Raw genomic sequence first — 25681 nt, forward strand, 5'->3', positions numbered from 1 at the left:
ATCAATTTAGGAGTTTGTATTTGGGCTTATTGGTCATTCCATTCCTTATCAGTTTTAGTCTTTTGGCATTCAGTAAAATTTTCAGTTTTATTATTGGAATTGAAATTAATGTAGCCATAGGAATATTGACTTTTCTTATTATCATTTTAACTTTCTTCAATAGTTTAAAAGAACGGCTTCAATTGGATTTTATATTATTTATTGTTTTTATCCTGTTATTTATAATCATCTTCGTTAGCTTGCTGCTAAATACGGGCGGCTTATTTCATCTAGCAGCTACAGTCCAAGCTGCAAAAAACAATTTCAATATCATTCCATCAATAGGATCTAAAACTTTTAATGCTTTTATTGTGTTTGTGCTAGTACAATGGTGGTCGGCGTCTTTGTTAGATTATCCTGATATGAACGGACAAAAGCTGATGACAACTAATACAAGTATTAATTTAGTAAAAAGTATTTTTCTCCCTTCATTATCAATAGTTCTTGTAAGAGTATTGTTGTTTACATTACCCTTTATGGCGGTTTGCTTCGGATATTCAAATGGTTCCGTTGATAGCGAATTGGCCTTTACTTCCTTATTTGTAAAAGTATTACCTTCATGGATGCTAATTTTAGTAGTTTTATTATTTATGATTCCTTTTCTTTCTATGGTACAAAACGCTCAAAATTGGGGTGGGTCGTTATTAGTTGAAAACTTTTATAAACATACAATTAATCCTAACTTGAGTAATGCTAGGGGAAAAATGATTGGAATAATAGCGATGATTTACATCATAATAGCATCTGGAGGTATTGCAATTTATGCCGATTCAATAATCGGAATCACTAAATATTTATTTGCTATAACAGCAGGAGTTGGACCTGTTTTTATGTTGCGTTGGTATTGGTGGCGTATCAATGCTTGGTCCCAGTTGTCGGCAATGGTTGTCGCTTTAATTTATCCACCGATTTTGGATTGGTTTTATACTAATAACATATCTTTCCATAAATATCTTCTGAGTTTAGAACACGACTTCAACATCGATTATTATCCAATTAAAATCGTAGTTTTAACAATAGCAGTATGTGTAACGTGGTTAGTGATAACCTTTCTAACTCCACCCACGGAAACCAAAACTTTACAAACTTTTGCCGCAACTATCAAACCGGGTGGCTTTTGGAAAACGTTTAACAACAGCGGAAAATCTTTTTCTAAACTAAGATTGATGGCATGGCTACTTCAAACCGGAAATGGTTTTTTATTGTATTTTATTTTTTGGAATTTCTTAATCGGAAGTTATCTTCTATTTATTGGTTTGTTGCTTTTGTTTGTTTTTATATTCTTTGTTTCCTATAAACTTATTCAGAAAGCGAATACCAATTATGATTTGGAATTGGAAAAAAATTAATTTATCATTTTAACCACCCAATAAACTCCTTTAGTTTCACAAAAACTTTTTAAATTACGCGTAATAATATTTTTATTTTCTCCCGAAGCAAAAAGTGAGGCAACAGCAAATTCGATAGCTGTTTTTTCATTGCTTTCATTTAGAAATAAAATGTTATGGATTCTAAATGGGTTATAAACCGATTTGTTATGGAAGTAAAGCGATTTGCAAATCCAATACAATTGCAGCACATATAATGCAATGCTGTGGAACTCTTTCTTTTGATTCTTGATTATTTCATCAATGTGATTGTTTAATTCCTCCTGATGGAACAATTCTTCTTTGAAGCCAAAAAGTATTAGCGCCTTCAGTGACCTAGAAAGCAACCATGCTTTTTCATTAAACCCTAAACCAGTGGTTAAAACTATTAATTCTGCTGCATGCAATTGCCAAGTCTCTTGAAGGATTCCATTATAACCGTCTATCAATATTTGACATTCCATCCATCTTGAAAGTTCGTGGAAATGGCCATTCTTTTTATCTAATTGACCCGTTAATTTTTGAAATTCTTGTATTAATGGAGACGATTGTTGTGTTTTATGTGCAGTTTGGCTTATGACAAAACAATAAACGTATAATTTCTTGTAATCATTGGTAACATTAGGCAGATAACAATTTAGTAAAGCATCAGAAAAATAGTTGTTGTCATTGTCTTCATCAACATAACATTCATAAAAAAAGCGATGCCCAACACTATTTTTCGCTAGCAATTGAAGCAATTCTTTTTGCTTTTTACAAGTACGAACAGAAGCACCAATTAAATCCGCTGCCGTAAACAAAACAGCTTCATTTTCATTTTCTTTTGCTTTTTCTAATACCAGGTACAAGGCTTTAAAATCTTCATTGGCCAATGCCAACTGCAATACCGCTAAAGAAAAACCGTCAGAAGCTTCCGTAAGAAAAAAGTTGGGGTCAAAAGGAACATTGGTTTGATTGTTACAAAAATCTTCCCAATCGGCGTAATTCAAATACCGCGCAATTACATTCAAAGTATCTTTATACGGAGTTCTAAAAGGTTTTACCACACCATACATCCTCGCAATAGTATGCGGCGAAATAAATAACTTATCTAAAGCTAATAGTCCCGAAGACTTTTCTGCATTGGCAATATTCTTTATTTTAAATCCCAATTGGGTTTCCAGTTGATTGCAAAGTGCAATTAAATAAGGACTTTGTTGGTTCATGTTTTATTTTATGACTGCACAAATATAGTTGTAAACCTGTTTAAAAGTGAAGTTGCAATAAGTTGCAATTTATTTTAGTTTGGGAAAGGAGTATTATTGTGATGAATTTAAAAACAAAATGATGAATAAAGTAAAAATTACATGCAGTGTAAAATCTAATGGAATGGTTAGAACAGAAACTTTTGAGGCTCAAGTTGATAATGCAACCTTATCAAAAGCTAGTGGTATGAGTTCAAGAAAAGAGCTAAATCCATGGGCTAAAAACTTTTTTCCAACAGCTGAGTGGGTTGAACTATTAAGTATCGTGAAAATTTAAATATTTCAACTAATACCTCGATCTCTTTGAGGATTTTATATTTAAAGAAGGTAAACTATCATTTTCAATAGGTTACTGTAATAATATTTTACTTAAAAGATTAGAAATCCATAAACATAACTTTATAATTTTAGGTTAAAAAAGAGCTTAATTATTAAAGTTAATCTATCAGAAAAGCATTTAAAATATATAAAATGAGTATGGCCTATAAATCAAGTGTAATTGATTTACCTCGAAAAAAAGAAGAAGTAGATTTATTTGGTATTCAAAAATACCAGGATGCACTTGTAGAATTCATTCAGCATTCTGAAACTCCAATTACAATTGCACTGCAAGGGGAATGGGGAAGCGGAAAAACCTCTTTAATGAACATGATTGAAGATGAATTGTGCCAGAAAGGAGAATTTTACCGCGTTTGGATTAATTCATGGCAATATTCATTGATGAAATCTCCTGAAGAAACTATTTTAAAAATTCTGGAGGGAATGATTGAACAAATTTTAAGTATTTCTGAAGAAAATGAAGGTAAAAGTGAGACTGTTAAAAAGCTTAAAGCAACATTTCGAAAACTTGCCATAGGAGGCGGTAAATTTCTTGCCAAGCAAGTAGTTGACAAAATTGGTGGAAATGCAGAAATAGTAGATGATTTTTTTGCAGGAGCAAACTCTGAGGGAGCCGAAATAAGTCAATTAAAAAAAGAAATTCAAAAATTAATTATTGAAATTGTATCAGACCCTAAAAATCCTAACACTGGTTTTCTCTTTTTTATTGATGACCTTGATAGAATTGATCCACCGGTAGCAGTTCAAATATTAGAATTGCTGAAAAACATATTCGATTTACACAAATGTGTTTTTGTGTTGGCTATTGATTATGATGTTGTAATTAAAGGTTTAGAACCAAAATTCGGAAAATTAACAGATAAAAACGAGAGAGAATTTCGTTCGTTTTTCGATAAAATTATACAAATGCCCTTTTCTATGCCAGTATCTAGTTATACCATAGAAAAATTTCTGTTGGATGCTCTTAAAAGAATTGGATTTGTATCTGAAAATGAAGGTAATGATGCTATTTTTTCTGAATTACTTACTGATTTTGCAATTTTATCTGTAGGACAAAATCCAAGAGCTCTTAAGCGATTAACCAATACTATTTCTCTAATTAATTTAATAAATAATAAAGAAAAGAAAGATTCAAATGAATTAAGTAACGAAAAGTTAATAGGGTTTGCAATGGTCTGTATGCAAATCTCCTACCCGATGATTTATAATAAATTACTTGAAGATTCAAACTTTGCTGAGTGGAACGAACAAACAGCCATTAAATTAAAACTAGACAAACTTACTGAAGAACAATTAGATAGATTAAACAATACCGATGAATTTGATGAAGATTGGGAAAAAGTTCTGTTTAGAATGTGCCAAAAAGAAACTTATTGCAGCAATAGAGTTTTTAATATTTCACAAATATTAAATAAAGTAAAAGCTCTCATTTCAAAGGGTCAGGATTTAGGACAAACTTTAGAATCCATATTAGAACAATCTGCTGTAACTAATTTAATTCCATTTGATAAACAGAAGATAGTAAAAGGAAATAGAACGATTTTCAATACTATCGAATCTAAAAAAGAAGATTTATTAAATACAGCAACAAAGGAAGGAATTTCGATTTGGTATCAATTTTGGAATTATTTCGAAAATAATATTGAAAACACAAATGGATCAATTGTTTATTCAGAAAATTCAACAACCTTTAAAATAAAAGGAGGAGATAATATCGTTTTTTGTAAAAATCCAGGTAAAGTGAATCCAGGAATGAGAATGTGGATTAATTGGGGAGAGAAAACTCAGGGAGATATAACTAAAATAATGAAACAATTAGATATTAGTGAAAATGAATTTATCATCTCCTTTCCTAATGACATTCATATAGAACTGTCTATTAATCTTTACAAAGTTATAGGTAAAGATAAATATTTAGCCTTTTTATTGAAAATTGCTGAAAAATTGTTTTTAAATATTAATAAATAAAAATCAGATAAAAATATGGAAAGTATTATAGGAAAAATAGGGTTTTATGCAGGAAAAGTGAACGAGGATGATAATATTGAAGAATGCTGCTACGCTGGGGATAAACCCGATTTTATAATTTTAGGTGGGTTTACAAATAATGATGGTAAAAAAGAATTCATAGGAAGAGTTATTACAAATTGGTGCGACAAATATCCAACTGACAGTTTAATTTATGGTGGTAAATACGTTATAGACCAAGGTGGCATTGCAGAAGATGAAGAAGGAAACGATTTATGGATAACTGTTTCAAAAGATTTTCCAAATTTACTATCTGAAATTGAAACTTTATACGATTTTCTAGAAACAGATTCAGATGAAGAACATTATAATTTAAGTTCCGAAATTCCTGATGAAATTAGATTGTTCACTCTATACGAAGGAAATAAAATAGATATTCAAAATGTAAAAAAAGGGGATGGGTCTAATTTAGGAATTGAATTATACTTGTAAAAAAATGTTTTGGTTTGTATAAGAGGAAAGAGGTTATATAGAATTTAGCATTTTGACATGCAATAATATGCGATAACTTTTTTGTTCAGAAATTGTTTAATGTTGTTTCGAATATAAAATTCATTACATGATAATGAGGGTAAATAAAAATTTATATCAGTAGCTACTAATTAAAATAAAAACACAGATAAAGACTTATATTTCAATGAAAACTAGAGAAAACATTCACCAGAAATTAAATAATTTATTTTTTTCTGAACTTGCTAACAGCCTTTTGGCCCCTTTAATAAAAAAAATTAGTTGTATCAATAAGGGCAATTTTAATAATCGCTTTGACCTCCGTGTTGCATCAGATGAGAGTCAATTAGTAAATTGGTGGAGACATCCAATTTATGTCATTGCCAAACCGAGTGCTGAAAATGTAGTCATTAACATTACTATACAACCTCAAAGATGGCCTGGAGATGGTGAAAAATATGCTAATGACCATAAGGATAGTATTGATAAAACAAATCAAGAAATAAACGACCTTATAGAAAGCCATTCAATTAACGCTCCACTTGTTAAAAAAGATATTAAAACAGAAGGGAAGTTTGTTTTATCTTACTCTTTGAGTGTAAAAATTGACAATGCTAATCCAACGGATGCCGATTATTCAAAATTTATTAACTTTTTGGCTTCGCTATGCCAGATAACGGCTTCATTAAGTGATGCGCTTCCAATAGGTGAAGCAACTTCAACTGACGAATCAACTGCAGAGGATAAAAAAAATGATGCAGATGAGGATGATGACATCGGTTTTGCTTTAATGAATATTGTTAAATCAGATTCCGTTTCTGGAGATGTACAGAAAAAATATTTTATGAAATGGCAAAAAGCTACGGAAACATACAACGGTCGAATGGGAATAAGTTGTCTAGTACCAGAAGAGGCTAATTTTCTTGCAGATGATACTGTTTTTCCTGTGTTAACTCGCGAAGAACTACTATTTATCGAAAAACAAATTACAAAAAATAAAGTAATTCCAGTTTTGGGATTTTTACCAGAAAGCTTCTTAGATTATTCAAAACATATTTGGTTTATCATTCCTTTCTGTATTTGGAACGATGATACAGCGACCGTTATTTTTGTTGATAAAAATGGAATATATACCGTTGACCCGACTGCTGAGCAATTCATCATGTTAATAAATTGGGAAAGTATTGAAAGCATGGAGCTTGAGACAGCCATTGACGGTGATGCTAATGTGAGTAGACTTTATATCACTGCAGAAAAAGGTGAGTTATCAATAGATGAATTTAATACTTCAAATAACGAATCTGAATTTGGTTCTTATTTATCGATCTTGATGGCTATTTTTAATGTCAGACAACCAACTATAATTGAAAGCAAAGGCAAAGAGTTTTGGGTTGAAGGAGCAGGCGGAGAAGGATTTGTTTCATTTAATAGCTTAAAAGAATTATCATCTAATGATAAATGGCTCAATGCATCACGACCTGATCCTGCAGAATTTAGGATTGAAGAAACCTTTGATAATTCTGATGATGAAGATCAAACTTTTTTAGATGGAAAAGAGGCTGTACTAAGCGATACACTGACATCAATTGCCTTTTTGTATATAGCTACAGCGGGTGCGGATAACGACTTACACGATGAGGAATTTATAACGATCAACAAGGCGCTAGCTGAGTGGACGGAAGATGGAGATATTGAAGATGCTGCAAAAACAGCTTTTACTTATTGGAAATCACTTCCTTCAGACAAAGAAATTATCGTTGTTACCGAAATTATTAATCAGATTAACAACAATTTGTCAGCAGAGCATATTACTTCAATTAAAGAAGATATTGTAAAAATTGTTGACGCTGATGGTGAATTGTTAGAAGATGAAAAAAATATTGTTGCTTTTATATTTGCAAGTTTAAAATAGTCTATTGGCAGTCAATGTTTTAAGTTAATTATATCAAAAAAATCAAAGAGACAATACTCTTAATAAAATGGGCGTAACCGAAAAGCCAGATGAGAAGGTAAATTAAAAACTAATAATTATCATGGGTGCTGTTAAACTAATTATTAATAGTGATATTTCAACTGACTATTCAAAGGACAATGAAAAACTATTGAAAAAATTTGGGATTCCTTTCAAAATTTCGAACGATAAATTATTTTTTATTTCAATGAACGAGGTTGAATTTTCAACCAGTGATATAAATGGAAATGATTTTATAATTGATATGTTATCAGATATTCCAAAATTCTACTTAGGAGGCACTTTTTCCAATTTTAATGACAATGCTAAAAAAGCACTACTTCAAGTATTTGGAGAAATTCAGTTAAGCATTAATCTAATCAATTCATCCGATGGAGAAAGAGATTGGCTAAACTTTCAATTAAATAATGATCTAACAATTGAATATAGTTTAGAAAGCGATGAAGAGGGATATGAGAATGAAGATGAGGAGGAAGACCTAGACGATGAAGACGATGAAGACGAAGTAGCAGAGCTAGTTAGTACTGCTGAAATATCTTCTGAAAAGAATACTACAGTTACAGACATTGATGGCAATAGTTATAACTTAGTTGAAATAGATACTCAACTTTGGATAAACAAAAACCTAAATGTTTCTAAATACAGAAACGGAGATGAAATACCGCAAGTGCAAGATGCAAGTGAATGGGCAGCTTTAACAACAGGAGCTTGGTGCTATTATGAAAACAAAGAAGAGAATGGCACTACCTATGGCAAGTTATACAACTGGTATGCTGTAAATGATCCGCGAGGATTGGCTCCCGAAGGATTTCACATTCCTAAAGATTCAGAATGGGATGATTTGATATACTATCTAGGAGGAGAAGAAGTTGCAGGTGTAAAGATGAAAGAAAAGGGAACAACACATTGGAAAAAACCTAATAAACCCGCTTCCAATAGCAGTAGATTTAATGGTCTACCAGGGGGATGTCGTTACCCCGATGACACATTAAATAACTCATTCCAGGAGATTGGTGAACAAGGCAACTGGTGGAGTTCTAACAAGAGCGATGGTAAGTACACTTCTTCTTACAACATAACTTACTACGACGATTATGCGTCAGGTAGAGACAGCAATAAGATAAATGGTTTATCGGTGCGATGCCTCAGGGATTAATGAACTTTATAAGTTTAAAAAGCTAAACAATTAAAATAGTACTATAATACGAAAAAGTTAAATGAATAATACCTTCAATATTTTTAATGTTCTGTCTGTTGCAGATAAAGAGTTAGTTCACTCCTCCATAATTAAGTTATTAATCGACGAGAAAGAATTGAATTTCACAAAAACTTTTTTGGATATAGATCACTTTTCGGGCGATTCAAAACTAGAAGATGTAAACAAAAGTAATCGAAAATCAATACGTCTCGATGTAGTTGGATTTGATAATTCGAAAAAGACGACTTATAAATTTATAATAGAAAATAAATTTAAATCAACTCCAACAATAAATCAATTAAAAGATTATGATGCGCTAAATGAAATAAATAGCGCAAAGAAATTTTTATTGGTTTTTAGTAAAGATCAAGTTCCTAGCGATGTTTTCCAATATTGCGATGAAAATCATTGGCAAATTAAATCCTATTTTAATTTTGATTTGTCAAAGAAAGATTCATTGTTAGAATTGCTGCAAGAAATGCCGAAACTTAAAGATGAAAAAAAACAGTATTTAATTACAGAATATCAAGTATACTTATCATCAATTAAAGAGGATTTAAGTTTTTTATTCAAAAATGATGAAATGTATAATTCAATTAAAATTGAAAATTACTTAAAAGAAAATAACAGTCAAAGTTTAAAATTAAGAGAATTCAAGTTTAGATTCCTTCTGCATATTCAAGCACTTTTATCAAAAAAGATTACGAATTTTGTTGAATGGAAAGTTGTAACTTCTAATGATGGGGGTAGCAGACCAATTCCGAGTGTTCCGTTTTGGAAAGAAAATTTTATGGTTACAATAGATGGGGATAGTTTAAAAATTGGATTTAGTTATCACCACAATAAAGCTGCAATTGCAGAACAACTAAAAAATATTTTACTAGAAAAAATTCATGATTCTGGAATTATCAAAAATTTTAGCGGCAAACAAATAAAAAATACCATAAAAAACGATAAAATTTCTAGTGTAATATCTTTGGTAAGTTTCGACATAAAGAAATGGGATACTAAACTAAAATTTATAGATGATGCAGCAACAATATTCGATGCATACTATAATATTTTCCATCAGCAACAGATTTTACTTAATCAATTGTAGATGTCAAAAGTAATTTCAAAATCGCGCTTCGTATCTGGTATTCAATGTGCCAAAAAATTGTATTTTGACATCAATCGAAAGGATTTAAAGCCAGAAATATCTGAACAACAAGAATTATTGTTTTCTACTGGGCATGAAATAGGAAATTTGGCTCAAAGCGCTTTCCCAAATGGAAGAGATGCATCACCCGAAAGTTATTATGATTTTTCCAAATCAATTCAAGACACTAAAGATTGGATTGATTCAGAGATAAAAACAATTTACGAAGCAGCATTTAGTTCAAATGGCGTTTTAGCGGCACTTGACATTCTTCATCATATCGAGAATGAAAGATGGGCTATTGAAGTAAAAAGTAGTTCTGAAGTTAAAATATATCATTTAACTGACGCTTCATTACAATATTGGGTTATGGATAAATCAGGATTCAAACCTGATAAATTCTTTTTAATGCACATTAATACAGCTTATGTCAAAGACGGTGCAATTAATCCGAATGAACTTTTTTCACTTACTGACATTACAAATCAAGTTATTGAAAATCAAGTTTGGGTAGGGGAAAATTTAGAAAATTTAAAAGATATTCTTGCTGTTGAAGAAGAACCTGAAGTTGAAATTGGCAAACATTGTAGTTCTCCTTTTGAATGCGATTACAAACACCATTGTTGGAAACACATCCCGAAGCAATCTGTTTTTTCGCTTTACAGCCCAAGAGGATTAGATTGGAAATTATATGAACAAGGAATATTTAAAATAATTGACATTCCAGAAACCATTTCTTTGAATCACAGGCAAAACTTACAAGTAAATGGTCAAAAAATGGCACATAGTCATATTGACAAAACAAGCATTAGCGAATTTTTAAGCAATTGGGAGTTTCCTTTGTATTTTTTTGATTTTGAAACCATATTCCCAGCCATACCAGTATTGGATAGAACAAGACCTTTTCAGCAAGTTCCATTTCAATATTCTTTACATGTTTTAAAAGAATTTGGTGCGGAATATTCCCACAAAGAATTTTTAGCAGAACCAAACGATTTTAGTGGCATTTCAATTGACCCAAGAAAAAAACTAATCGAACAAATGAAAATTGACTTTGGAAAAACAGGTTCGATTGTTGCTTACAATGCTACTTTTGAAATTAGTAGATTAAAAGAATTGGCGCTTGCATTTCCCGAAGACCAAACATTTATCGACGATATTATTAGTCGCTTTGTAGATCTTTTAATCCCATTTAGAAATGCATGGTATTATCATCCAAAAATGGGCGGTTCGGCATCTATAAAATCAGTTTTGCCTGCTATTGCTCCAAAATTCAGTTATAAAGATTTAGAAATCTCAAATGGAGGTGATGCAAGTAATACTTTTTTGAGTATGATAAAAAGATCATTTACTGGGGATGAAGCTAAAGTTCGGAAATCTCTAAAAAAATACTGTGAACGAGATACTTTAGGGATGGTGATTATTTGGGAGGAACTTATTGAACAAATAGGATCAGCAAAATGATGAAATCAAATAACGACAATCTCGCATCATCAATTAAACAAGCGGAAAAAATTGTTTTTAAAGAGGATGCTAAATCAATTTGCGACCAGTTAGATGTATTGTTTTCAATAGCTGGAAAATCGCAAATAGAAAACGAAGAAAGTGATGTTTTTGAGATAAAAATACGTTCAGGCATTATGCGTTTAAAAAAGCTTGAAGCTTTTGATGAAGCTGCCTTTTATGAAACGGAAATTATAAGAATTACCAAAACAAATACTAACAAGAAAAAAAGCGAGCTGGGTTGCTTTTTGTTTTCAATTGCTGGCTTGGTTTTAATCGCTTGCTTTGGAAATAAACTTCTCTATGAGTCATTTTCATTGTACAAAAAGGTCATTGATACGGTAATACATTATTTTAAATAAAAAACACAAGATGGAATTAACAATAGTTTTAACCTTTGCGGGAGTACTTACCTTAATTGGAACGGGTATCGTTGCAATAATTGGATTTATAATTGGCTGGAAATTTTCAGATTTTTTTATACCGCCACGAGATTTTTGGACTAAAAGTGGTTCTGCAATGTTGACGGCAAAATTAAGTATTGCTGCAACAGGTGCAGGTGTTGCTGTTTGGGGTGTCGCGGCTATAATTTCGGCTATCTTCAGTTAATAGCATCATTTTTGGTTTTTTCATATCTTCGTCAAAACAAATTACAATGCCTGTTAAAAAACAAACCTTATTCCTTTTATCATTCCTCTTTCTAACCCTACTTTCCTAGGCGCAGGTCTCGGTTTGCAGTTGGAATTTAATAAATTTTAACATTTAGTTACTGAATTTGAATTAGTAGTACCAACCTCAACAATCATATTATTTAAATTTAAAAAATACTATATTCATAAGTGACTAAGACATGAAAAAAAATCCTTCAGTTTTAAAAATTGTAGATGCCAAAGCCAAATTACCAATGTTTGGAACTATCGGTTCGCTGAATGTTTCTGTGGCTTGTGGTGCGTTTCTTTATGAAACTGTTCGTCAAAGAAGTTAGAAATTATACTTGTTTAAATACATTCTTAACTGAAAATTTTAAAGCTGGAAAAGTTGGACTTTCCAGCTTTCCTTTTTCAGTAATGGGTTTTATTCCTACATATTTATCCTCCACAAGAACATAAATTAATATTGTTTTTTCGGCTTGATTTACAATCCAATATTCTTTTACTCCGTTTTCTTCATACAAATCATATTTAATAGTCATCTCCCGATTGGAATTTCCAGGAGATACAATTTCAATGATTAAATCTGGTGCTCCAATGCAACCTTTTTCGTCTAATTTACTACTATCACAAATAACACATAAATCGGGTTGAACAACTGATACTATTTGATTATCGTTAGTACTTTCTTTAAAATTAATTAAACGAACATCAAAAGGAGCTGCATACATTTTACAAGTACTTTTATGAAATACCTTATCTAACTGACGCGCCAATAGCCATGAAATTTCTTGATGGGATCTGCTAGGAGCTGGACTCATTTTGAAAATTTTTCCTTTTATAAGTTCCACTCGCTCTTTAAAATTCCAAAGCAAATAATCTGCATAGGTATAGCTTCCTTTTAAATCTAGTTGCTTTATATTATTGATAATAGGCGCCATAGTAAACTTTTATAATACAAAAATACAAAAAATACATTTATTCTTTGTAGCTATAATTAACATTTTGATCTATAGTGAAATACTCTATACTTTCTTCAGGTTCTGGGGTGTTTACAAAATTTCCGTTTTCATCAAAGTGCTTCATAAAAGGATCTTCTTCGGGGTTAAAGTTGGGTTTTTCCCATGGGTATTGAATGTCTTTTACATAATCGGGAGTTTTAAATCTTACAGCAAATACAAAACCAGTTAACAATCCTGCCAAATGCCCTTCCCAAGAAATGGTTTTATCTACTTCGGGAAATACATACCAAATCATTCCGCCATACAACACCACAACTGCCAAAGACAATGCCATTAATCTATAGTATTGGGTCATCATTCCTTTGAAGAAGATAAAGGAAACCAAAACATATATCAATCCGCTTGCACCAATGTGGTAGGATTCACGACCAATTATCCAGGTTATAACACCCGAAAGGACTATTCCGTAAACCAATACCTTGAGAGAAACTTCGCGATAAAAATAAATTAGTGCCGTAGTTAATATAAAAAGTGGGAGCGAATTACTGGCAATATGATTTAAATCGCCATGCAAAAACGGACTAAAAATTACACCTTGAAATCCAGAAAAAGTTCTCGGCAAAATTCCGTGATCGTTTAAATGTAAATTAAATGAATTGTTTATATAAAACACAAACCAAACCACTACCAATAGAAACGTTGGAATTATCCACGTAGCTGGGGAAAATTTAAAATGGTTGTGGTCGTTCATTTAGTATTTGAATTTTAAACAATAGTGTTATCAAAAATACAACCAAAGAATTTAGCCTGCAATTATGTCATAAAATGAATTTAAGGTAATGGTTGTTTTGAAAATGAAACTATACAAAAATGGTAAACTATTTAGCCCCGATGCTGGAATTGTTTGAGCTCTTGGCATTTTTTGTCTAAAAAAATGCCAAAGCGAGTTCCTGCAGCGGGAACGATGCTATCAAAAAAAGACCGAACCATTCGCTACCAAATAAAATAATATGTAATTTTACCACATGGAAGCACCTTTAGCCGAACGCATACGTCCGCAGAGATTAGAAGATTATATCAGCCAGTTGCATTTGGTTGGACCAAGTGGTTCGCTTACGCAACAAATTGCGCGGGGTATTATTCCGTCTATGATTTTTTGGGGTTCGCCTGGAACCGGGAAAACTACTTTGGCGCAGATAATTGCAAAGCAGAGTCAACGTCCGTATTATGAATTGAGCGCCATCAATTCGGGGGTAAAAGACATTCGCGATGTGATTGAAAAAGCGAAACAAAGTGGCGGTTTGTTTACGGCTAAAAACCCGATTTTGTTTATTGATGAGATCCATCGATTTAGCAAATCACAACAAGATTCTTTGTTGGCGGCAGTTGAAAAAGGTTGGGTAACTTTAATTGGAGCCACGACTGAAAATCCGAGTTTTGAGGTGATTCCTGCGTTACTTTCGCGTTGTCAGGTTTATGTATTGAATCCGTTTTCTAAAGAAGATTTACTATCGCTTTTGGACAGAGCGATGAAAGAAGATACTTACATTTCTTCCAAAAAAATCAAAATAAAAGAATCGGAGGCGCTGTTACGACTTTCGGGTGGCGATGGACGAAAGTTATTGAATATTTTTGAATTGGTTGTAAACGCTAGCCCTGAAGGTCAAATTACCATCACCAATGCCAAAGTTTTAGAATTGGTGCAACAAAATACCGTTTTGTATGACAAAACAGGGGAACAACATTATGATATTGTTTCGGCTTTTATAAAATCTATCCGTGGAAGCGATCCTAACGGAGCGGTTTATTGGTTGGCGCGAATGATTGAAGGTGGTGAAGATGTAAAATTTATTGCCCGACGTATGCTAATCTTGTCCAGTGAAGATATTGGGAATGCCAATCCAACTGCTTTCATTATGGCAAACAATACATTTCAAGCGGTTTCAACTATTGGTTATCCTGAAAGTAGAATTATCTTGAGTCAATGTGCCGTTTATTTGGCAACATCTCCTAAAAGCAATGCGAGTTACATGGCCATTGGTGAAGCACAGGCTTTGGTAAAACAAACTGGTGATTTGCCTATTCCAATTCATTTGCGAAATGCTCCAACCAAACTAATGAAAGAATTAGGTTATGGCGAAGAATACCAATATTCACATGATTATGCCAATAATTTTAGTGAACAAGAGTATTTACCCGATGCTATTTCGAATACTGTTTTTTATAATCCTGGGAATAACTCTCGGGAAAATGGAACGAGAGAATTTTTAAAAAATCGTTGGAAGGATAAGTACGGGTATTAGTGGTCAGTAATCAGTAATTAGTCTTTTAGTTAGAATTTAACATCCACGATTTCGGTAATCAATTTTTCATTTTGATAATATTCAAAAGTCCCTTTGTTATTTTGGATAAAGAAAACACCGTTTAAATCTCCTTTAGTTGCAATAAAATAATCTTTAACTGAAGTAGCGTAAATTTTATAAACCTCTTTTGATTCTGCATTATTAAGTTGAAAACCATTACGAATTGGTTTAGCAACTAACTGGTTTTGAATAATTGTAGTCGTCACAATTGTTCCATTATCTAGTGCTTCTTTATATTCAGAGGACACAATTACTTCTTTTGGTTCCCCAATCATTACCAAACTTTTTTCGGTTGGTTGAAACTTGTGCATTTTTAATATTCCAAAATTATCAAATGCCATGCGCAGAGCCAAGTTATAAGCAACATGATGTTCTTTTTCCCTGCTGGTTCCCTCCTCCGAAGTTGCAAGAACCGTTCCTTTGCAATCTTTTACAACTATTCTCAATTTAGTATTGAGCATGCTGTTGTTTTCTGATACATCTATATAAATCTTATTACAATTGGAATTCACGAATTCATCAGGTGCAGTTTCAGTATTATAATAGGTTTCAAAGCCATATTTTTGAAGGTACATTTTAGTGAGCAAATTCAAGTTATACATATTCTCTTCCTTTAAAAAAAGGAATTTTGAAGGTACTATGGCGTATTTATAACCGTTCAAATTTTGAGCAAATCCAACTGCCGTAGCCAATAAAAATAATACTAATAACTTTTTCATTATAGGTGGTTTTTTAATTCAATTAATTGTGTCACTTGTTTAACAAGACTCGGAACTTCTTTGTTATTTTCATTAAAATGAATGGCGTCCATACCAAAATTTAATGCACCATTTACATCGGCATCTAGGCAATCGCCTATCATAATGCTATTTTGTTTTTGAGCATTCGCTTTTTGCAAAGCATATTCAAAAATCTTTGGGTTTGGTTTTTTAACTCCTGCCATTTCCGAATTGGTAATGGTTTTAAAATACTTATCAATACCCGAATTTTTCATCTTACCATCTTGAACTTCTTGAAAACCATTGGTAATAATATGCAAATTATACTTGGCATCTAGATAATCTAGAATCTCCATAGTACCATCAAAAAGATGGTTGAATTCTGGCAAATAATGAATGTATTCTACAGAAAGTAAGTCAATTAATTCATCGGATATTTCATAATTTAAAATAACAAAAGTATCTTTTAATCTACCATAACGCAACTGGGTTTGGGTGACTTTTTCGTGACGGTACAATTCCCAATATTTCAAATTCAATGGCACGTAATGTTCCAAGAAAACATCTAAGTCTACTTGGATTTCGTGCTTTTTTAAAACTTTTTCAAATGCTAAAGCAGAATTTTTTTCAAAATCCCAAAGAGTGTGATCTAAATCAAAAAATATGTCGGTTATGGTATTATTTATCATTGCTAAAAATTCGTTTATCGAATGGGAAATCTTCTTGTTGTATAATCTTTATTCTTTTAAAATCTTTATGATTAAGGTTTATCAAAAAATTAAATTCGCCTTTTACCACTGCTGATGGCACACGTATTACAGCAAATTCATTATCTCGAATTAGGGAGTCCCCTATCTTTTGAGTTTGTATATTCTCTGGAAAAATATTCCAATCTTTATTTAAAATATCTGAATTTAAAGTGAATATTAGAACATCATCTGGAATAAAAACTGTTATCATACAAAAATTAGAAGGCAATGTAGCAAGTGTTAAATGAACCGCAACTTCTGCCATTGCTAATGCTCTATTTTGAGCGGTATAAATAACTTCTGTTCCTTTAGAATTCCAGCGGGCTCCAATTAAAGAGGCGCTTTTTCCAGATAGAACTATTGGATATTTTTTATTTTGTAATCTAAAAACCTCCATTATATAAAAATACCGTAATCAATTTTATGCAATTCATTCATTACCATCTCTTTTCCATAGGAATCTTTCAATAATTCAAAGGGGACTAAATTTCCTAGTGCAAAATTAGGAGTGTTTAACCATAAATAAAACTGCTTTTCCGAATCAAAAACATCTCTACCTAAAGAAGTTACTTCGGCTAATTCTAAAATCTTTTCGGATGGAATAGATTCAAAAACATAATCTACTTTTGCTTTATTTCGAACCAAAGTTCTTTCGGAAACTCCAAGAAAATCAGCCCAATCTTCTTGTTTAAAAGGGGTTTTTTCTTTTATCAATTCATACAAATAATAAGGAATTCCTTGTCTTATGGAATGCACTATTAGCATTTTATTAGACAAGAAATCTTTATAGGTAAGTTCATTATCTACTAGGGTCAAATTAGATTCTTTTCCTACTTTAGAAACAAAAGTACGAACAGCATTATCTAATTCAATATCGGAGTTTGCAACTAACTTTAACATAATTAAGACATTTGACTTCAAAATTAGGACATTTGTCAATACAAAACAAGTTTTTCTAAAATATTCCGTCGTCGTTAAAACTGTAAAAACCGGTTTCGGTAATGATAATATGGTCTAAAACCAATATATGCATCTGCTGACCGGCTAGTTTTAGTCTTCTGGTTAGTTCTTTATCTTGATCACTTGGAACCAATTTTCCTGACGGGTGGTTATGTGTCAAAATTATTGAAATTGCATTGTATTCTAATGCGATTTTAAAAACAATTCTAGGATCTACAACTGTTCCTGTCATTCCGCCTTTGGAAAGTTGCGCTTTATGTAGGACTTTATTGGAATTATTAAGATACAACACCCAAAATTCTTCGTGGTGCAACTCCCCTATTATGGGTTGCATGATTTGAAAAACTGCTTTGCTTGAAGTAATTTTATCTAGTTCTACAACATCTTCGTTTCGTCTGCGTCGTCCTAATTCTAGCGCTGCTGCAATAGATATGGCTTTGGCTTCGCCAATGCCTTTAAACTCCATTAACTGTTGCACGGATACTTTCCCTAATTGGTTCAAATTATTATTTGTAGAAGCCAAAATGCGTTGGCACAATTGCACTGCACTTTCATTTCGGGAACCCGAACCTATAAGTATTGCAAGCAACTCGGAATCGGATAAAGCAGATTTTCCTTTTAGCAGAAATTTTTCTCGTGGCCGGTCGTCTTCCGCCCATTGGTTAATAGGTGTGTACATAATTTTGATCTTTAATTAGTAAGACTAAAATAAATATTCCACTAGTAACCACAAAACAAAACTGTTAGAAACTATCTTTTTCAAATAAAAGTATTCCTTTCTGTAGGAGAAATCTTAAAAGAAAAATTTAATCGAGGAAAACTACTTCATCAACTCCTTCACCTCATCAAAATTCAATCCACCATAATTTCCAGAACTCATTAGCAACAAAGCAGAATTATCGAAATTTTGGCTGAATAAGAAATTCTTAAAATCGGCTGGATTAGTATAAATTATTAAGTCATCGCGTTTAAAAGAACTTGCAATTTGCTCGTACGTTACTTCCTCCAATTGTTTAATCTTAACCGCATCTGGAGAATAGAAAACCACTGCAACATCGGCAGCATCTAGAGCCCCTTGGTATTCTTTAAGAAATTCGGCATTCAAACTACTATAGGTATGCAACTCCAAACAGGCAATTAATTTTCTGTCGGGATATTGATTTTTAACAGCTTGGGTGGTTGCAGAAACTTTACTTGGCGAATGTGCAAAATCTTTGTAAGCGACTTTTCCTTTTCCTTCAGCAATTTTTTCTAAACGTTTACTGGCTCCTTTAAAGTTGGCAATGGCTTCATAAAAATCGGCTTCGTCAACACCCATACATTGGCAAATCCATTTGGCGCCAGCCAGATTATTCAAATTATGCGCACCAAAAACCTCAATTGGCATTGGACCTTCGGGAGTGTCTAATAAAGTAGTCCCATCAGCAACGGTGTAACTTGGCGTGGTATATGGAATTTTACGAATGGCATTCGTTGTTTCTTCGGCTACTTTTTTAACGGTAGCATCTTCTTCATTATAAATTAGAATGCCGCCTTTGGTAATTTGATTTGCAAAAATTTCAAATTGCTCTACATAATTTTCAAAGGTTGGAAAGACATTGATATGATCCCAAGCAATGCCAGATAGCAGTGCAATATTAGGTTGGTATAAATGAAATTTTGGTCGTCTGTCCATTGGAGAGGAAAGGTATTCATCGCCTTCTAGAACTATAAAATCGTTGGTTTCTGTGAGATGCACCATCGTATCAAATCCTTCTAACTGTGCTCCTACCATATAATCTACTTCGATGTTATGGTAGTGCATCACGTGCAAAATCATTGAAGTGATGGTAGTTTTCCCATGGGAGCCACCAATAACTACACGTGTTTTATTTTTGGATTGTTCGTATAAAAATTCTGGATACGAATATATTTTCAAGCCTAATTGTTGCGCTTTCAGCAATTCGGGATTGTCTTCTTTAGCGTGCATTCCTAGAATTACGGCTTCAATATCTTGGGTGATTTTTTCTGGAAACCAACCAAGTTCAACTGGCATTAATCCTTTCTTTTCTAAACGGGATTTAGAGGGTTCAAAAATAGCGTCGTCGCTACCGGTTACTTGGTATCCTTTATTGTGTAATGCAAGGGCTAGATTGTGCATGGCTGCTCCGCCAATAGCTATGAAGTGTGTTCTCATATTATGTTTATGGTTAAGAGTTTATCGTTTGTGGTTAACTACAAACAATAAACTACAAACTTATTTCTCAAATTGTTCTTTTAGTTTTTTTGCCTTTACGGAATCTTTAATTTTATTAAAATATAAATTATATAATTTTTGGAAGGTAGTTTTAGAATTACCTATTTCATGTGCTTTGCTATAATCTTTTTCGGCTTCGGTATAACGTTCAAAATATTCGTTGATATACCCTTGAGACATATAGCCATCTACTTTAGAAAGTGCCATCAATTCATTGGAATGTTTTTGCGCTTTGGCTTCGCTACCCCCTACTATTCCTGGTATTTGAATGTAAAACATTACCAATGCCCAACGGGATTCTATGTGTTTTGGATCGAGTTTGGCAGCCATTAAAAAGGATTTTTCAATATCGGAAATCATTCCTAATGCTTTGAATTTATTAACCGATTTGGCTTTCATTCCGAGGGAACCACCGTATTTATAAAAATATCTAGCCGTTTTAGGAAATTGAATTTTTAAGGTTTTGTAGTATTTAATTGCTTCGTCCCAATTTTTTTGATGGCCTGCAATGTCTCCTAGATATTCTATGGTTTTGAAATCTTTTGGATTTTCTTTTAAACACTCCTCAAAAAGCGCCTTGGCTTGCTCCCATTTTTGTTGCTGGTACAATTTTTCAGCCTTTTCAAAATTGGTGGTGCCAAGAAAATGGAAGGTTAGAAAGAATATAAAAAACTTTAGAAATTGCATAGTTTGGCTATTGAATGTTCAAAAATAAGGAATTGATTGTTAATTATCAATGTGTTTATTATTTGTTTACAAAAATGGAACACATTTCCTGTTTAGGCATTATCTTGGTTACCTGATTTAGATAATGAAAACGCTTCGCTTTGGATGTAACGCGGATTAAATGGATGCTTTGCAACGCGTATTAATGCGGATTTTTAATCATAAAAGGTACAAAAGATTTTGAAGGATAACTATAACGCTTCGCTTTGGATGGAATGCGGATTATACGGATGCTTTGCAACGCGGATTAATATGGATTTTTAATCATAAAAGGCACAAAAGATTTTGAAGGATAACTATAACGCTTCGATTTGAATGGAATGCGGATTAATGCGGATTTTCAAACACAAAAGGCACAAAAGTTTTTGAAGGATTACTATAACGCTTCGATTTGGATGGAACGCGGATTAAACGGATGCTTTGCAGCGCGGATTAATGCGGATTTTTAAACACAAAAGGCACAAAAGATTTTGAAGGATATACTTATATCACTAGTTCTAAATAATAGAAAGCCTCAAAGGTAATTTTGGTGGTTTTTTTATGGTTAGTTTGGGATTTTTCCTTAGTCAGAATTTCAAATTGGCGGAGTGGTTTCTTAGAAATTTTGTATCTGTTAAAGACAAAACCTAACTAGCCCCGAGTGAAGTGGAAATCCTGGCATTGCGTTAAATGAATAGTGTTATGAGATTGCATCGTTCCACGCAATGCCAGATTGCAACGAAAAGCGGGAATGACATTTACTAAAATGCACAAGCCATTCGCTACTAAAAAAAAACTCCGACTTAAATAAATTAAGTCGGAGTTTTAGGTAAAACTTGTGTGGTTTATTTCACCAAGGTCATTTCGTCTACGATATGTTTCGCGTTGGAGAAGTTTTCTATCACCCACAAAACATAGCGAATATCTACGTTGATGGTTCTTTGTAATTTGCTGTCGAAGATTACGTCACCTGCCATGGCTTCAATGTTTCCGTCGAAAGCTAGACCGATTAATTCTCCTTTTCCGTTAAGAACTGGTGAACCAGAATTTCCGCCAGTGATGTCATTATCGGTTAAGAAATTGACGTGAAGTGAACCATCTTTATCGGCATAACGACCGTAGTTTTTGTCTTTTTCCATTTCAAGAACACGTACAGGCAAATCAAATTCTGCGTCGCCTTTTTTGTATTTTTTCACTTGACTTGCTAAAGTGGTGTAGTTGTTTATTTTGGCTTCGTTGCGTTTATCGGCTGGCAATGCGCGAACTTTTCCGTAGGTTAAACGCAAGGTAGAGTTAGCATCTGGATATTTAATAGTTCCGATTTTAGACTCGCGTAAACCTTCAACTAATAGACGGAAAGCAGCGCCGTAATCGTTTTGTGCTTTTGCAATTTCATCGGATTTAGAATTGAAATGCGTGATCATATCGTTGGATAAAACGTACAATGGATCATTATCTAAAATTCCTTGACTTGGTAATTGTAAGAAAGCGTTTACTTTATCCAAAGAGGTTAAAACGCTCAAATCTATTGCCGCACTGGTATATTTTGTGAAGTCGTTGTTGTTTTCGTCGCCAATTTTCTTAACCAAAGGTGCAATTGCATATCCTGTAGATTTGGTAGCATACAAATGTAATTGTGCTGCTAATAAATCTTTTTCTGCTGGAACATGTAAATCTGCAAAAAGACTTTCTGCCATTTCCGAAATTCTAGGAGCTAGTTCTTTACGTTTATTAGCATCTGCTTTTGCATAATTATCTAACTGTTTTCCTAAAGTTCGTCCGATTGTTCCAAAAGAAGTTGTTCTAAATAATTGTTGTAAGTAATTATCGTGACCCGATTTTTGGTTTGTTAAAGCGTAGTATTTATTTATTGTAGAAACAACGGTTCCGTATTTGGCTTTGTTTTCTGACTTATTAGCCCATTTGTCAAATTTTGCTTCTTGAGCTGCTTTGGATTTGGCCGTTCCAAATTTAGAAAGTGCATCAATCATTCCTTGACGGTTTTTCCAGTAGTTGGCAGTAGAAGCATATTTAGAAGCATAAACTAAACGAAGTGCATCGCTTTGATCCATGTATTTCTTCATGTTGTCCATGCCGGTTTTAGCACCTTCTACCCAAGCAGGGTAAGCAAATTTTACGTTTTGTTCGATTCCGCTTGCTGGCATCCAACGGTTGGTTCTTCCTGGGTATCCAAGAATCATTGCAAAATCGCCTTCTTTTACTCCAGATAAATTTACTGGTAAGTAGTGTTTTGGTTGTAATGGAACGTTGCTAGTAGAATAATCGGCAGGGTTACCATCTTTATCGGCGTAAACTCTAAACATAGAGAAATCGGCAGTTTGACGCGGCCATTCCCAGTTGTCGGTATCTCCTCCAAATTTTCCTAAACTTTCTGGTGGCACTCCTACTAAACGAACGTCTTTATAATCTTGGTAAACAAAATAGTAGTATTCGTTTCCTTGAAAAAACGGACGAACCGAAACGGTATATTTTCCGCCTTCGTTGTTTTCTTTTTCGATAAGAGCGATTTCGGCATTGATTGCTTTTTCTCTATCGGCTTCATTCATAGAAGGATTAACTTTTGCTAAGATTCTTTTAGAACAATCGTCCATACGCACAAAGAAACGTACGTATAAACTAGACGGTTTTTTCTCAGCGGCTCTGTTGGCAGCCCAAAATCCGTTTTTTAATAAATTATCCTCAGGAGTTGAAAGTTCTGCTACTCCATCGTAACCACAATGGTGATTAGTCAATACTAACCCATCTTTAGAAATGATTTCGGCAGTACAACCTCCGTTAAATTGCACAATGGCATCTTTTAAACTGTGGTGGTTGATGCTGTAAATTTCTTCGGCTGTCAATTGCAAGCCCATTTTTTGCATGTCGCGGTGGTTCAAACGTTCGATGAACATTAAAAACCACATTCCTTCATCTGCTTTTACGCTCATTGGAATAAGCATTATTGCAGCAAGAAGGGATAGAATAATTTTCTTCATTTTGTTAATAGTATAAGGTTATTTGTTTGTTTTATTACTAGTCGAAAAAAATGTTCAATTGTTACAATTTAAAAAAATAGGACTAATAGGAATGCGAAATTACTATTTTTTGTGAGATTTTTCACCAAAGTAGAAAAGGATTTTATTGAAAACAAAAAAGTCCCGAAAATTTCGAGACTTTAATGTTTAATTATTTAGATGTTTAAAATTATCTCTTAATCACACGTAGTGCTTTAACAGTATCCCCTTGGCTTACAATTACGTTGTAAACTCCAGAAGGATAGTTAGCACCTACTTCAAATCCTTCTACTTCTGTAGCTTCTAGGATTCTGCTTTCAACTAATTTACCTAACATATCGTAAACATTAATTTGTAAAGCTTCTTCACTACTAGTTTTAACATCTAGCTTGAAGTTCTCTGCAAATGGGTTTGGATACGCAGTAGCTTTAAACTCTATTGAGGCTTCTTCTCTAACTGAAGTACAAGCTTTAATCCAAACGTTTACTGGAGTACTATAGGCTAATGTAGCACATGGACCGCTTGTAAACTTAACTCGGAACCAAACATTACCAGTAGATAAACTAGCTGCGCTATAGGTAGCGGAAGTAGCTCCAACAATATTTGTCCAAGTTGCTACAGTTGTATTAGTAACAGCTGTAGTACTAGTTCCAGCATTATAGTATTGCCATTGGATAGAACCTATAGAAGTTGAAGCTAACGTTAATGTTCTTGCTCCACTACAAACTGCTGTAGCTAAAGTAGTAGCTCCTGTATGACCAGTAACTGCTGCAGATTTTGCTGCAGGACTAACGGTTATTGTTATTGGATTGGAAATAGAAGTAGAACAAAGTCCACTTGACACAACCACTCTATAAGCAGTAGTAGCCGCTAGATTTCCGGTAGCTAATGTTGTAGTTACATTTCCTGCAACTGCAGCAAATGTTCCTGTTACTCCACTAGTAACTGTAGCTTTTTGCCAAGCAATAGTTCCGGTAGCACTAGATAAACTAAGTGTAGTTCCTGTTGCAGTACAAAGTGTTGTAGTAAGAGCTGAAAGTGTTCCAACAGCGGTTGGTTGACTAACAATAACCGCAACCGCTACACTAGCTTTTGAAGAACATACACCGCTTGTAGCAACCGCTCTATACCAAGTAGTTACTGCTGGGCTTACAGTTAATGTCACTGGATCAGTAGCACCACTAATATTTGCGAAATCTGTAGCCGTAGCCGATGTAGTGGAAGATTGCCATTGGATAGAACCAACAGAACCTGTTGCTAAAGTAAGGGTTTTACTTGATCCATTACAAATAGCTCCTGCACCTGAAATTGTTTTCACAGTAGAAACAGGATTTACAGTTATTGTTATTGGATCGGATATAGAAGTAGAACATGTTCCACTAGACACAACCACTCTATAAGCAGTAGTAGACGCTAGATTTCCGGTAGCTAATGTTGTAGTTACATTTCCTGCAACTGCAGCAAATGTTCCTGTTACTCCATTAGTAACTTTAGCTTTTTGCCATGCAATAGTTCCAGTAGCACCAGATAAACTAAGTGTAGTGCCAGTAGCAGTACAAAGTGTTGTAGCAAGAGCCGAAAGTGTTCCAACAGCGGTTGGTTGAGTTACAGTTACTGCAACTGCTACACTAGCTTTTGAAGAACATACACCGCTTGTAGACACCGCTCTATACCAAGTGGTCACTGCAGGACTTACAGTTAATGTCACTGGATTAGTAGCGCCATTAATATCTGCGAAATCTGTAGCCGTAGCCGAGGTAGTTGAAGATTGCCATTGGATAGAACCAACAGAACCTGTTGCCAAAGTAAGGGTTTTACTTGTTCCGTTACAAATAGCTCCGGCACCTGAAATTGTTTTCACGGTAGAAACAGGATTTACAGTAATTATTATTGGATCGGAAGTAGATGTAGGACAAGCTCCACTAGACACAACCACTCTATAAGCAGTAGTAGCCGTTAGATTTCCTGTTGCTAATGTTGTAGTTACATTTCCTGCAACTGCAGCAAATGTTCCTGTTACTCCACCAGTAACTGTAGCTTTTTGC

23 protein-coding genes and 1 pseudogene are annotated in these 25681 nt (G+C 33.5%); 12 read left to right on the forward strand and 12 right to left on the reverse strand.

From position 1 onward, the window contains the following. The first annotated feature begins 29 nt into the window (after nucleotides 1–29). Nucleotides 30–1388, forward strand: a complete 1359-nt coding sequence (locus ACIQ2J_RS06925; RefSeq protein ID WP_396167938.1) for a hypothetical protein — start codon at nucleotides 30–32, stop codon at nucleotides 1386–1388. Here ACIQ2J_RS06925 and ACIQ2J_RS06930 read toward each other — a convergent pair. Then, nucleotides 1385–2611, reverse strand: a complete 1227-nt coding sequence (locus tag ACIQ2J_RS06930) for a hypothetical protein (protein ID WP_396167882.1) — start codon at nucleotides 2609–2611, stop codon at nucleotides 1385–1387. The genes ACIQ2J_RS06925 and ACIQ2J_RS06930 overlap by 4 nt on opposite strands. Before the next feature lie 118 nt (nucleotides 2612–2729). Here ACIQ2J_RS06930 and ACIQ2J_RS06935 point away from each other — a divergent pair, with 118 nt between their 5' ends. The 10 genes and pseudogenes from ACIQ2J_RS06935 to ACIQ2J_RS06980 all read left to right on the forward strand — a co-directional run. Next, complete coding sequence (locus tag ACIQ2J_RS06935; protein WP_396167884.1) at nucleotides 2730–2927, forward strand: hypothetical protein; 198 nt, start codon at nucleotides 2730–2732, stop codon at nucleotides 2925–2927. A gap of 200 nt (nucleotides 2928–3127) precedes the next feature. Further along, on the forward strand, nucleotides 3128–4957 hold the full coding sequence (locus tag ACIQ2J_RS06940) for a P-loop NTPase fold protein (protein ID WP_396167940.1): 1830 nt from the start codon (nucleotides 3128–3130) through the stop codon (nucleotides 4955–4957). 15 nt (nucleotides 4958–4972) lie between these two features. Then, nucleotides 4973–5449 (forward strand): hypothetical protein, encoded by a 477-nt coding sequence (locus ACIQ2J_RS06945; RefSeq protein ID WP_396167887.1) that lies wholly within the window; start codon nucleotides 4973–4975, stop codon nucleotides 5447–5449. A gap of 205 nt (nucleotides 5450–5654) precedes the next feature. After that, a complete protein-coding gene (locus ACIQ2J_RS06950; protein ID WP_396167889.1) occupies nucleotides 5655–7379 on the forward strand; it encodes a hypothetical protein in 1725 nt (574 codons plus the stop codon). Between the two features lie 247 nt (nucleotides 7380–7626). Beyond that, entirely contained in the window at nucleotides 7627–8595 is a 969-nt protein-coding gene (locus ACIQ2J_RS06955; protein WP_396167891.1) for a fibrobacter succinogenes major paralogous domain-containing protein, read from the forward strand. A 61-nt stretch (nucleotides 8596–8656) separates the two neighbouring features. Beyond that, a complete protein-coding gene (locus ACIQ2J_RS06960) occupies nucleotides 8657–9736 on the forward strand; it encodes a PD-(D/E)XK nuclease family protein (RefSeq protein WP_396167893.1) in 1080 nt (359 codons plus the stop codon). Beyond that, complete coding sequence (locus tag ACIQ2J_RS06965; protein ID WP_396167896.1) at nucleotides 9737–11239, forward strand: DUF2779 domain-containing protein; 1503 nt, start codon at nucleotides 9737–9739, stop codon at nucleotides 11237–11239. Next, nucleotides 11236–11640, forward strand: a complete 405-nt coding sequence (locus tag ACIQ2J_RS06970; RefSeq protein ID WP_396167898.1) for a hypothetical protein — start codon at nucleotides 11236–11238, stop codon at nucleotides 11638–11640. Before ACIQ2J_RS06965 ends, ACIQ2J_RS06970 begins: the two co-directional genes overlap by 4 nt. 10 nt (nucleotides 11641–11650) lie before the next feature. Continuing rightward, the gene (locus tag ACIQ2J_RS06975) at nucleotides 11651–11887 is read left to right on the forward strand and encodes a hypothetical protein (RefSeq protein ID WP_396167900.1); all 237 of its coding nucleotides are present in this window, start codon (nucleotides 11651–11653) and stop codon (nucleotides 11885–11887) included. Between the two features lie 250 nt (nucleotides 11888–12137). After that, nucleotides 12138–12263: pseudogene (locus tag ACIQ2J_RS06980) on the forward strand (23S rRNA (guanosine(2251)-2'-O)-methyltransferase RlmB); the annotation flags it as partial. A 3-nt stretch (nucleotides 12264–12266) separates the two neighbouring features. On the opposite strand, the gene ACIQ2J_RS06985 reads toward ACIQ2J_RS06980, so the two are convergent. Together ACIQ2J_RS06985 and ACIQ2J_RS06990 are read right to left on the reverse strand one after the other, a co-directional pair. Beyond that, nucleotides 12267–12869, reverse strand: a complete 603-nt coding sequence (locus ACIQ2J_RS06985; RefSeq protein ID WP_396167902.1) for a Uma2 family endonuclease — start codon at nucleotides 12867–12869, stop codon at nucleotides 12267–12269. A 37-nt stretch (nucleotides 12870–12906) separates the two neighbouring features. Beyond that, entirely contained in the window at nucleotides 12907–13641 is a 735-nt protein-coding gene (locus ACIQ2J_RS06990; RefSeq protein ID WP_396167905.1) for a rhomboid family intramembrane serine protease, read from the reverse strand. A 274-nt stretch (nucleotides 13642–13915) separates the two neighbouring features. On the opposite strand from ACIQ2J_RS06990, the gene ACIQ2J_RS06995 reads away from it, so the two are divergent. Continuing rightward, complete coding sequence (locus ACIQ2J_RS06995) at nucleotides 13916–15193, forward strand: replication-associated recombination protein A (RefSeq protein ID WP_396167908.1); 1278 nt, start codon at nucleotides 13916–13918, stop codon at nucleotides 15191–15193. A gap of 29 nt (nucleotides 15194–15222) precedes the next feature. On the opposite strand, the gene ACIQ2J_RS07000 is transcribed toward ACIQ2J_RS06995, so the two are convergent. The 9 genes from ACIQ2J_RS07000 to ACIQ2J_RS07040 all read right to left on the reverse strand — a co-directional run. Continuing rightward, nucleotides 15223–15972, reverse strand: coding sequence for a hypothetical protein (locus tag ACIQ2J_RS07000; protein ID WP_396167910.1), 750 nt, complete (start codon nucleotides 15970–15972; stop codon nucleotides 15223–15225). Beyond that, nucleotides 15972–16661: a YjjG family noncanonical pyrimidine nucleotidase gene (locus ACIQ2J_RS07005; protein ID WP_396167913.1), complete on the reverse strand. Its 690-nt coding sequence runs from the start codon at nucleotides 16659–16661 to the stop codon at nucleotides 15972–15974. Before ACIQ2J_RS07005 ends, ACIQ2J_RS07000 begins: the two co-directional genes overlap by 1 nt. Further along, nucleotides 16651–17118 carry an RES family NAD+ phosphorylase gene (locus tag ACIQ2J_RS07010; protein ID WP_396167915.1) on the reverse strand — a complete coding sequence of 156 codons (468 nt, stop codon included), beginning with the start codon at nucleotides 17116–17118 and terminating at the stop codon, nucleotides 16651–16653. Before ACIQ2J_RS07010 ends, ACIQ2J_RS07005 begins: the two co-directional genes overlap by 11 nt. Then, nucleotides 17118–17621, reverse strand: a complete 504-nt coding sequence (locus ACIQ2J_RS07015) for an antitoxin Xre/MbcA/ParS toxin-binding domain-containing protein (RefSeq protein WP_396167918.1) — start codon at nucleotides 17619–17621, stop codon at nucleotides 17118–17120. Before ACIQ2J_RS07015 ends, ACIQ2J_RS07010 begins: the two co-directional genes overlap by 1 nt. 55 nt (nucleotides 17622–17676) lie before the next feature. Next, nucleotides 17677–18360, reverse strand: a complete 684-nt coding sequence (gene radC / locus ACIQ2J_RS07020) for a DNA repair protein RadC (RefSeq protein WP_396167921.1) — start codon at nucleotides 18358–18360, stop codon at nucleotides 17677–17679. Nucleotides 18361–18501: 141 nt separating this feature from the next. Beyond that, complete coding sequence (gene murC, locus ACIQ2J_RS07025; protein ID WP_396167923.1) at nucleotides 18502–19857, reverse strand: UDP-N-acetylmuramate--L-alanine ligase; 1356 nt, start codon at nucleotides 19855–19857, stop codon at nucleotides 18502–18504. 60 nt (nucleotides 19858–19917) lie between these two features. Next, a complete protein-coding gene (locus ACIQ2J_RS07030; protein ID WP_396167925.1) occupies nucleotides 19918–20604 on the reverse strand; it encodes a tetratricopeptide repeat protein in 687 nt (228 codons plus the stop codon). An 863-nt stretch (nucleotides 20605–21467) separates the two neighbouring features. After that, complete coding sequence (locus ACIQ2J_RS07035) at nucleotides 21468–23618, reverse strand: S46 family peptidase (protein WP_396167927.1); 2151 nt, start codon at nucleotides 23616–23618, stop codon at nucleotides 21468–21470. A 208-nt stretch (nucleotides 23619–23826) separates the two neighbouring features. After that, nucleotides 23827–25681: T9SS type A sorting domain-containing protein (locus ACIQ2J_RS07040; protein WP_396167931.1), on the reverse strand; the 1855-nt coding region annotated here is incomplete at its 5' end.

Source organism: Flavobacterium sp., assembly GCF_044357305.1.
Lineage (GTDB): Bacteria > Bacteroidota > Bacteroidia > Flavobacteriales > Flavobacteriaceae > Flavobacterium.